Source organism: Neobacillus cucumis (assembly GCF_002860255.1).
Lineage (GTDB): Bacteria > Bacillota > Bacilli > Bacillales > Cytobacillaceae > Neobacillus > Neobacillus cucumis_A.
Genome location: NZ_PGVE01000095.1, coordinates 42,001 through 51,678 on the forward strand (window position 1 = coordinate 42,001; position 9,678 = coordinate 51,678).

Consider the following 9,678-nt stretch of genomic DNA (forward strand, 5'->3'; position numbering starts at 1 on the left):
AGACGAGAGCCACTGGCTTTCGTCTTTTTTCTAATAAAAGATGACAATGTAGGAGGATGGTGTTTTATGGAGATCAAAATTGATGATTTAACCGGTCCTGAAGTGGCAGAGCTGATTAGGGAGCATTTACATAGTATGACCTTGAATTCCCCGCCGGAAAGTATTCATGCATTGGGGCTGGAGAAGCTGCGAAAACCAGAAATTACTTTTTGGAGTGCATGGGATGGACAGGAATTGCTTGGATGCGGGGCATTAAAAGAATTGGACCTTGAGCATGGTGAGGTCAAATCGATGCGCACGTCTTCTTCGCATTTAAGAAAAGGTGTAGCTAGAAGAATGCTTCAGCATATGATTGATGAAGCCAAGCGGCGCGGTTATCGGCGGTTGAGTTTGGAGACGGGTTCGATGGAGGCATTTGCACCAGCGCGAAGACTGTATGCGAGCGTGGGCTTTCAATACTGCGAACCGTTTGCGGATTATCTAGAGGATCCCAATAGTGTTTTTATGACGTTGGAAATATAGAATAGAGACTGCTGGCAGTATATACCGGCAGTCTCTTTTTTGGAGGCTAGGCTTTGGATATTCTGTCATACAGGTTCAATATGGTTTGCCCGTAAGTTGTGCCAGGGACGGCCCATTTTCCATTCAGGGCAGTCCAGGTCGGGGCGCTTCCTCTTTGAACGAGATGAAAACGGGGGTCAACTAATGGATAATCGCTAGGTAAATGCTCGGTGGCAGCATAGGCAAACAAATGCTGCAGGTGAGCCAGTACGCCTTCTTCGGCTGTTTGAAAAAAGGCACCTGGATTTCCAGGACCTGTTGCCCCAATTCCTGCATAATTGTTTTGCTCAGGCTGGACGATTCCTGTGAAACGGAAATAGTTGGTCTCTAGTAAGGCCTGCGCAAAGGCGATGTCTCCCCGGATCCCATAATATTGTCCAAAGGCTACATAATGAGTGGCTAGTTCAATGGCATGGGGATTGACGGATTGGACAAAGAGATTCATTTGCTCAGGTGACAAACGGGTCGGTCCCAGGATTGACGGGTTAGTTAGTTCTAAATTCATTGAATCGTCCTCCCTTTTTTCCTATTTTACTAAAACTAATATGCTAAAAGGCATCCGAATAGGTTTATTCGAATGCCTTTTTTGTTAAATTGGCTGTTGATTTCCGCTCCAGGCGCTCGCTTTCCGCGGGCGTGCCGGGGAGCCTCCTCGGCGCTGAAAGCGCCTGCGGGGTCTCCCCAGCCCCGTACTCCCGCAGGAGTCGAGCGCCCTCCGCTCCAATCAACAGGTGTAATAAACAACCATATCGTTTATCAGAGCCTATAAATGAGCCCCATTAGCAGTAAGGCTTTATTCTACTTCTACTTTTTGTGGTTGGGGTTTAGCCTGAACACCTTTTGACTCAATAAAGCGCTGAATTCGTTTTAATGCTTCCTGCAGCTGAGACATGGAAGTGGCATAAGAGCAGCGGATATAACCCTCGCCGCTTTCACCAAACACATGGCCTGGGACGACGGCTACTTTTTCCTGCATTAATAATTCTTCGGCAAATTGTTCGGAGCTTAGGCCGGTTGCACGAATGGATGGGAAGACATAAAAGGCTCCTCCCGGCATATGGCAATCGAGACCCATTTGGTTTAGAGTCTGCACCACATAATTTCGTCTCCGTCGATAGCTGTTGCGCATGGCTATCACTTCATCGTAGGTATTGCGAAGAGCCTCGATGGCGCCATGCTGCAGCATATGCGGAGCACACATGGTGGTGTATTGGTGGATTTTTAACATGACGCTTACTAATTCTTCCGGCCCTGCAAGAAAACCTAATCGCCAGCCGGTCATGGCAAACCCTTTGGAAAAACCGTTAATCAGAATGGTACGCTCGTACATGCCTTCAAGCGCTGGAACACTGCAAAATTCTTCATCATAAGAAAGCTCTGCATAAATCTCATCAGAAACCACGAGCAGGTCGTGCTTACGGATGACTTTAGCGATTTCAATCAAGTCTTTTTTAGTCAGCATACTGCCAGTCGGATTGTTTGGCGAGCACAAAAGAATCGCTTTTGTTTTTGGTGTAATCGCCGCCTCGATTTGCTCCGGTGTTACTTTAAAGCCGTTTTCCGGAGAAGTTGAAACTGGAACGGGTGTCCCGCCGGCAATTGCCACTAATGGACCGTAGGAGACGAAGGCTGGTTCGACAATTAAGACTTCATCGCCTTGGTTTAATATGGCGCGGAAGGCGAGGTCGATTCCCTGGCTTGCTCCAATGGTGACAATGACTTGATTTTTCGGATTATACTGTACACCAAATCGTGTATTTAAATAGTTTGTGATTTCTTCCCGCAATTCGAGCAGACCAGCATTTGCTGTGTAAGAGGTGTAGCCTTGCTCGAGGGATAAAATGGTCGCTTCACGGATGCTCCATGGTGTGGTGAAATCCGGTTCCCCCACCCCTAGTGAAATAACCCCTTCCATGCTGGCGGCAAGGTCGAAAAACTTTCTAATCCCCGAAGGCTGTAGTTCTTTGGCTGTTTGGGATAGATAGTGGCCGAGCTCGTGCTTCATGGTGAAACCACCATCCTGCGGTCTTTATCATCCGTACCATCATTAAAAATAACTCCATCATGTTTGTATTTTTTCAACATGAAATGGGTGGTCGTTGAGATGACGTTTTCAATGGTAGATAGTTTTTCTGATACAAACTTAGAGATTTGGATCATGGATTGGCCTTCAACGGTGATCGAGAGGTCGTAGGCACCTGACATGAGGTAAAGGGATGATACCTCAGGGAATCGGCTGATTCGCTGTGCTACTTCATCAAAACCTACGCCGCGTTTTGGCGTCACTTTTACATCAATCATAGCGATGACGTTATCCTGGCCTTCTACTTTGCTCCAGTCGATTAACGTCTGATAGCTCATGATGATTTGTGATTGCTCTAATTTTTCAATAGAGGCTCTTACTTTTTCTTCACTGCACATCACCATTAAGGCAATGGATTCTACAGGTATTTTAGGATTTTCTTCAATGATTTTTAAAATTTCAATTTCCTCACTGCTAAGGTGCATGTGGATATCCTCCTCAACTTCTTTTGCTTAATGATGATTTTAATCCTAATTCCGGTGTCTGTCACGTGAAGTTGAAAAATATTTTGTATTTTTCTGAAAGCGAAGGGAGATAGAAGGCCAGTTTTGGACAAAATGAGGCTAATTCATTATTTTTTAAATGAAAACGCCACCATCCTAAATTAGTAAAATCTTATTAAAAAATTGGAGTATAATAGGAAATAGATTAAAGCAACAGGAGTAGTGAAGAGTGGAAAAACAAACTAGCAAGTATAGATGGGTCGTTTTTGTCTCGATCTTGTTCGCCTATTTTTTAATAGTCAGCCAAAGGACAGCACCGGGGTTAATTTCTGACCAATTGATGAAGGACTTTCATTTAACAGCCGCGACGATTGGTTTGCTGACAAGCATTCAATTCTTAGCCTATGCAGGTTTTCAAGTTCCTATCGGTATTTTGTCCGACCGGTTTGGACCTAATTACTTCCTTATTATTGGTGCCTTACTGAACGGAATCGGTACCCTTATTTACAGTCTTGCCCCGAACGAATACTTTCTCCTCTTTGCGAGATTATTGGCCGGATTAGGGGATGCCACCATTTGGGTCAACCTCGTATTAATTTTAAGCCAATGGTTTAGAGTCAAGGAATTTGTGGGATTACTCGGAATCGCGGGCATGTCCGGAAGCTTTGGGTTTCTGCTCGCTACGGTTCCTTTTTCAGCGTGGATCTCTTTATCTGGCTGGAGGACGCCATTTTTTATCACGGGAATCATACTCGTATTAAGCGCCATTTTGCTTTATTATGTTCTCGAAAAAAAAGCAAAGCAGTTATTTAAAAATGATTCGGTGAAAGCGAAACAAAAGAAGCCGCGCGAAAAAACAATCGTAGTATTACGGAGGATTTTTTCGAGCCGCCAGGCCTGGGCAGCCTTCTTCAGTCATTTTGGCCTTGTTGGAACGTATGTAGGATTTATCGGTTCGTGGGCAGTCCCATATGGGATGCATGTGTATGATATGTCACGTTCGCAGTCCAGTCAGCTGATAATGATCGGTTTAATTGGTGCTTTAGTGGGGGCGCCGCTGACAAGCTGGATTTCGAGCAAGTTTGATTCCATTAAGCGTCCATATGTTGTTGTGCATACCATTGCAGTGATCAGCTGGCTTGTCCTATTTTATAGTGGAAAGCCTCCATACTATATGCTGGTCATTATTTTCTTATTGATTGGCTATGGTAACGGCTCTAGCTCGTTAACCTTTGCCGTGGTTCGAAAATCCTTTGATATAAAAGAAGTCGGAGTGGTATCCGGCTTTGCCAATACAGGGGGCTTTTTAAGTGCAGTGCTCCTGCCAAGTATTTTTGGAAAGGTATTAGACCATTTTCATACTTCTTCGGCAAGTGTTGGTTATCATTATGGGTTCATCATTCCTGTGATCTTTTCAATGGTCGGATTATTGGGTGGAATATTAATAAAAGAAAAGCGCCAGGAAGCCAAGCAGCCTAGTGAAATAACAGCATAAAAAAAGAGGACGGATTTCTATTTTGAAATCCGTCCTCTTTTTTTTATCTAGCTCCAGCGCCTAGCCCCTCGATGGTCTACAGCCAATCCGTCCAAAAGGTTAAAAAGCAACCTTTCGGCCGGCTCGTCTTATGCTTGTCGGGGCTGATCAAGGCGCTTCCGCTTTTAGTTATGGGTGCTGTAAAAACGCTAATTGGATAAAGAATAATACCGCAAATACATAAAGTAATGGATGAACCTCACGCCATCTTCCTTTAACTAATTTCAAAAGAGGGAAACTGATAAAGCCAAGAGCAATACCGGTTGCGATGCTTGAGGTTAGCGGCATACTTAACACTGTTAAGAAAGCCGGAAAGGCTTCGTCTAGTTCATTCCAATTGATTTTAGCGATACTTCCCATCATCAAGCTTCCGACAATAATTAGTGCAGGAGCGGTAATTGCAGCAATTCCCGATACGGCGCTAACCAGCGGTCCGAAGAAGGCTGAAACCACAAACAAAACAGCCACCGTTACAGACGTTAGACCCGTTCGTCCGCCAGCTGCCACGCCGGAAGTGGATTCAATAAAAGCGGTTGTCGGGCTTGTCCCAAAAATCGATCCGACCATTGTGGCGACCGAATCAGAAAGCAGGGCCTGTCTAGCACGCGGCAGCTTGTCGCCCTTCATTAAACCAGCCTGATTCGCAACCCCGATCATCGTTCCGGTTGTATCGAAAATCGTCACTAGTATAAATGAAAAGACTACAGCATAAAGACCATGTTGAATCACATCACCAAAAGCTGTGAATGGATTTCCGATCATCAGCCCGTCTGGAAGGGAAGGAAGCGACATAAATCCTTTATCAAAGGAAAGCTGTCCCGTAAAGTAAGCGATCACCCCGGTAACAATCATTCCAAAAAACAAAGCCCCATTGACTCGAAGTACCATCAAAATTAACGTTACCGCAAGTCCAATGATCGCTAAAATAGCGGAAGGAGAATGAAGATCCCCCAAGCCAACAAGATTGGATGGATGAGCTGTGATGATTTTGGTTTGACGAAGACCAATAAAGGCGATAAACAATCCGATTCCTGCGGTGATTCCGTGCTTTAGATTGTCCGGAATCGCCTCAATCAATTTTTCGCGAAACGGTGTTAACGATAAGATGACAAAAATAAGTCCAGCTACAAAGACAGCAGCAAAGGCTGTTTGATAGGTAATTCCCTGGTGGCCGCCGACGACCGAATAAGCAAAGTAGGCGTTCAAGCCCATTCCCGGTGCAATGGCGATTGGATAATTAGCGAATAGCCCCATCCAAAGGGTTCCGATTAGTGCGGCAATGATAGTGGCGGTAAAGACCTGTTCAAAGGGAACGCCTGCATCCGCAAGAATGACAGGATTAACGACTACGATATAGACCATGGTAAAGAAGGTAGTTATACCAGCCATCATTTCCGTTTTGGTATTTGTATTGTTTTCTTTTAACCTAAACATATGTGTTCCTCCAAAATACGAACAATTTTAAAACGACTTTTCTATATTATTCGTTTTTAGCGTAACTTTCAATAGCTAACTATTAGTTTCCCCTATTTTCCCTCCATCTACGCAGGGAGGATGTCATAAAAAGTTCATTATTAAAAAATAGAAAAGTCCTTCATCGTTTGATGAAGGACTTTTAACATTATTCAGCAATAATAAAGGCATCAGTAATGCCTGCCTGTTTAAGCTCGTCTACCCTATTTTCGGCATTTTCCCGGTTTGAATAAGCCCCAGCTTGTACCCGGTACCAAGTTTGTCCGGAAATCGTAACCGTATCCATAAATGAATCAATCCCTTTTGAGGCAAGATAGGTTACCCGATCATCGGCATTTTGTCTTGATTGAAACGAGCCGGCAATCACTTTATAGAGTGTGCCTGTCCCAGGATCGGACGTTTTTCTTTTTAAATTAAAAGCACTGGCAATCCCATTCGCATGGCCTTGGGCAACGTTTTGACGCCAAGAAGATTGTTTCATGAGAGCGGCATCATGAGAACTATCTATAAATCCATTCTCTGTTAGCAGGGCAGGCATTGCGGATTCACGTAACACGTGGAAATTGGCCTTTTTCTGACCGCGGTCTTGAAGGCTATTTAGTTTCATCACTTCAGCATGAATAATATCTTGATCACGTGCGGTCGTAGAAGAGTCTGATAGGCCGCTATAAATATAGTCTTCATATCCCTGGCCGCCGCCTGAATTGATGTGAATGGCCAAATAATAGTCAGCGCCCCAGCTGTTAGCCTCATTGGTACGCGCATCTAAGCTTTTTGTCCTATCAGTCGTCCGGCTCATCTTGATTTCAATACCTTCATACTGATTGAGCAGGAATGTTCGTAATTTTAATGCAATATCTAATGTCAGATCTTTTTCGTTTAAACCATTCCCTTGAGCTCCAGGGTCCGTACCGCCGTGTCCTGGGTCCAAATAAAGCATCAATTATATCGCCTCCTTATATAAGAATGGTTTTACTACTATTATATGGGATAAGCTCATAACAAGTGTGTATTTACCGCTCATAAAAAGAAAACATGCTGCATTAGAGGAACGGGCTCCAGTGTATCCAGCAAAATACACAACAGTTTTACTTACAAGATATTGTTTTTTAAAAATTTAAGGTTAGGCACTGCTATAACTGAATGTTGAGTCCACTGTGTATAAAAAAATAAACGGTAAAATTTCGGCTAAATTGGGAAATACCCATATTTCCTTAAAAATAAGGGGAGTTTTTCCGTTTAGATGATCCAAATCTTTGGAATTTGTCTTATTTAGAGCGTTCAATCGGAATATCTCCGCTTATCTCCGCTTCTTAAGCTTTCCCTATATCATTAGCAGGAAATTCTCCGCCTATGAATTCTCGTACCTACACGAAATCGATACGGGGAAGGCGGAAATGGTTTGCAAACTTCGTAATTCGCAATCCGAAGAATTAGCAATGAAAAACAAAAATAGCAAGGGTATAAATCCTTGCTTATTCCAACAGAAGTCTTAGTTTTTTTATATTGGGAGAATACTATTGTAGAAACTCGGATACAACCAAATATTTACCAAACATTCAGAATTTAAAAATTGGTTTAAAATATTAATTGACGCAGAGGAGAGAAATGTTATATATTTTATCATATTGATGTTAGGAAATATAACATGGGGGTGCATCCATGAAAAAAATAGAGGCGATCATCAGACCTGAAAGACTCACGGAGACGATTAAGGGGTTAAAAAGAATTGGAATAACAGGCTTTACCGTTTCACAGGTTGTGGGACGCGGGAAACAAAAGGATACAAAGGGTGTTTATCGCGGAAAAAATTATCAGGTGACGCTGCACCCTAAAGTGAAACTTGAAATTGTTCTTTCTGATTATTTAGTAGATACAACGATTAAGACAGTGGTACAGGCAGCTCAGACAGGAGAGGAAGGCGACGGTAAAATCTATGTCTATCCTATCCTCGAAGCCTATAACATTCGGACAGGTACCTTTGATTATGATATTGACGACTTAGCAAACCGGGAGGAGGGAATCTAATGGAACTTACGTATATCAATACAGTTTGGGTGGTTCTGGCAGCGGCGATGGTATTGTTTATGGAGGGTGGATTCAGCCTGCTTGAAGCTGGTTTTGTCCGTACGAAAAACGCAGTAAATGTAACGATGAAAATTTTCGTTGATTTAACCATTGGAGCCTTGGCGTTTTGGATGGTTGGATTTGGGGTTATGTTTGGGAAAGATGCCTTCGGGTTCATTGGAACAAATTTATTTGGAAGCCCTGAAAAAATTCACCTTGCGATTCATTTGCCTAGTACGGCCTTTATTCTATTTCAAATGGGATTTGCGGTTGCAAGTATTTCGATTATTTCAGGTGCAGTGGCAGAACGCATGAATTTCAAAGCATATGTGGTAACGGCTGCACTTATCTGTATTGTGATCTATCCTATGAGCGGACATTGGATTTGGAATAGTGACGGCTGGTTAGCGAAGCTCGGCTTTAAAGATTTTTCCGGATCGGCAGCTATTCATGCAGTTGGCGGCTGTGCAGCATTGGCGATGGCCAAATGGCTCGGACCAAGGAAGGGCCGATTTAATTCGGATGGCAGCGTGAATGTTTTTGCGCCAAGTAACATCCCGTTAGCTTCGGCAGGAGCCTTTATTCTTTGGTTTGGCTGGTTTGCTTTTAATGCCGGCAGTACATTGGATGCATCGAGTCCTGCACTTGCACCGGTTGCGATTAATACCATGCTTGCTGGAGCGAGCGGCGGTTCAGCTGCCTTATTTTTAACAATGAAAAAATTCGGTAAAGCGGACCCGAGTATGACGATTAATGGTGTGTTGGCTGGATTAGTGGCGATTACGGCTGGGTGTGCGTATGTTTCGGAATGGTCTTCTATTTTAATTGGTGTGATTAGTGGCTTATTGGTGATTTATGCTACGCTTTTAGTTGATTACCTAAAGGTGGATGATCCGGTCGGCGCTGTGGCTGTCCATGGTTTTGGCGGTGTATTTGGAACGATTGCTGTTGGGTTATTCGATAAGACGGATGGTTTGTTGACCACTGGTCATGTTCACCTTATTCTGGTTCAGCTGTTAGGGGCCGTTGTTGTTATTGTTTGGGGATTGCTTGGCGGGACGTTTATGGCGAAGGTTTGTGAAAAGACGGTTGGATTCCGTGCTTCTGAGCGTGAAGAAGAAGAGGGCTTGGATATGTCGTACCACGGTATTCCGGCTTATAACGAACTAGAGCGTTTTACGGATTTACCTACGAGCTTGTTTAATTTTGAAGAAACGACAGGGATTACGGTGGCTCCGCCAGCTAGCAGCAAAGTTAAAACAGGTAATTCCTTTTGATAAAGTATGTGTTAATACTTGGCTGTTGATTTTGCTCCAATCAATAGGAGAAACCAATGATATTTAACACACTCTTGACAAAAAAGGCCGGATTCGTTGTGAATCCGGCCTTTTTTCTATACATGCATTTTTGCTTTTTTATGAGATAAGACAGTATAAAAATTTCGACTGTGAGAATTGTCCAGCTCCAGCGTCTAGCCCCTCGATGGTCTACAGCCAATCCGTCCAAAAGGTTAAAAA

10 protein-coding genes are annotated in these 9,678 nt (G+C 43.5%); 4 read left to right on the top strand and 6 right to left on the bottom strand.

The window, feature by feature from the left end:
- Positions 1-66 precede the first annotated feature (66 nt).
- Complete coding sequence (locus CVD27_RS25195; RefSeq protein ID WP_101651637.1) at positions 67-522, top strand: GNAT family N-acetyltransferase; 456 nt, start codon at positions 67-69, stop codon at positions 520-522.
- A 46-nt stretch (positions 523-568) separates the two neighbouring features.
- On the opposite strand, the gene CVD27_RS25200 is transcribed toward CVD27_RS25195, so the two are convergent.
- The 3 genes from CVD27_RS25200 to CVD27_RS25210 form a co-directional block, all read right to left on the bottom strand.
- Positions 569-1,066: a glucosaminidase domain-containing protein gene (locus CVD27_RS25200; RefSeq protein WP_101651639.1), complete on the bottom strand. Its 498-nt coding sequence runs from the start codon at positions 1,064-1,066 to the stop codon at positions 569-571.
- Positions 1,067-1,354: 288 nt separating this feature from the next.
- Positions 1,355-2,566: an aminotransferase gene (locus CVD27_RS25205; RefSeq protein ID WP_101651641.1), complete on the bottom strand. Its 1,212-nt coding sequence runs from the start codon at positions 2,564-2,566 to the stop codon at positions 1,355-1,357.
- On the bottom strand, positions 2,563-3,069 hold the full coding sequence (locus CVD27_RS25210; protein WP_101651643.1) for an Lrp/AsnC family transcriptional regulator: 507 nt from the start codon (positions 3,067-3,069) through the stop codon (positions 2,563-2,565). Before CVD27_RS25210 ends, CVD27_RS25205 begins: the two co-directional genes overlap by 4 nt.
- A gap of 247 nt (positions 3,070-3,316) precedes the next feature.
- Here CVD27_RS25210 and CVD27_RS25215 point away from each other — a divergent pair, with 247 nt between their 5' ends.
- Positions 3,317-4,582 carry an MFS transporter gene (locus tag CVD27_RS25215; RefSeq protein WP_101651645.1) on the top strand — a complete coding sequence of 422 codons (1,266 nt, stop codon included), beginning with the start codon at positions 3,317-3,319 and terminating at the stop codon, positions 4,580-4,582.
- Between the two features lie 168 nt (positions 4,583-4,750).
- Here CVD27_RS25215 and CVD27_RS25220 read toward each other — a convergent pair whose 3' ends face one another.
- Both CVD27_RS25220 and CVD27_RS25225 read right to left on the bottom strand, forming a co-directional pair.
- Positions 4,751-6,055, bottom strand: coding sequence for an NCS2 family permease (locus CVD27_RS25220; RefSeq protein WP_101651647.1), 1,305 nt, complete (start codon positions 6,053-6,055; stop codon positions 4,751-4,753).
- Between the two features lie 187 nt (positions 6,056-6,242).
- The gene (locus tag CVD27_RS25225) at positions 6,243-7,034 is read right to left on the bottom strand and encodes an N-acetylmuramoyl-L-alanine amidase (protein ID WP_180960447.1); all 792 of its coding nucleotides are present in this window, start codon (positions 7,032-7,034) and stop codon (positions 6,243-6,245) included.
- 722 nt (positions 7,035-7,756) lie between these two features.
- Here CVD27_RS25225 and CVD27_RS25230 point away from each other — a divergent pair.
- Positions 7,757-8,122, top strand: coding sequence for a P-II family nitrogen regulator (locus tag CVD27_RS25230; protein WP_101651649.1), 366 nt, complete (start codon positions 7,757-7,759; stop codon positions 8,120-8,122).
- Complete coding sequence (locus tag CVD27_RS25235; protein ID WP_101651651.1) at positions 8,122-9,438, top strand: ammonium transporter; 1,317 nt, start codon at positions 8,122-8,124, stop codon at positions 9,436-9,438. Before CVD27_RS25230 ends, CVD27_RS25235 begins: the two co-directional genes overlap by 1 nt.
- A gap of 40 nt (positions 9,439-9,478) precedes the next feature.
- Here CVD27_RS25235 and CVD27_RS28540 read toward each other — a convergent pair.
- Positions 9,479-9,678 (bottom strand): hypothetical protein (locus CVD27_RS28540; RefSeq protein WP_219621335.1); only part of this gene is annotated, 200 nt, incomplete at its 5' end.

Coding starts and splice junctions, on each gene's coding strand:
- CVD27_RS25195 (WP_101651637.1), top strand. CDS start 67: ATGGAGATCAAAATTGATGATTTAACCGGTCCTGAAGTGGCAGAGCTG.
- CVD27_RS25200 (WP_101651639.1), bottom strand. CDS start 1,066: ATGAATTTAGAACTAACTAACCCGTCAATCCTGGGACCGACCCGTTTG.
- CVD27_RS25205 (WP_101651641.1), bottom strand. CDS start 2,566: ATGAAGCACGAGCTCGGCCACTATCTATCCCAAACAGCCAAAGAACTA.
- CVD27_RS25210 (WP_101651643.1), bottom strand. CDS start 3,069: ATGCACCTTAGCAGTGAGGAAATTGAAATTTTAAAAATCATTGAAGAA.
- CVD27_RS25220 (WP_101651647.1), bottom strand. CDS start 6,055: ATGTTTAGGTTAAAAGAAAACAATACAAATACCAAAACGGAAATGATG.
- CVD27_RS25225 (WP_180960447.1), bottom strand. CDS start 7,034: ATGCTTTATTTGGACCCAGGACACGGCGGTACGGACCCTGGAGCTCAA.
- CVD27_RS25230 (WP_101651649.1), top strand. CDS start 7,757: ATGAAAAAAATAGAGGCGATCATCAGACCTGAAAGACTCACGGAGACG.
- CVD27_RS25235 (WP_101651651.1), top strand. CDS start 8,122: ATGGAACTTACGTATATCAATACAGTTTGGGTGGTTCTGGCAGCGGCG.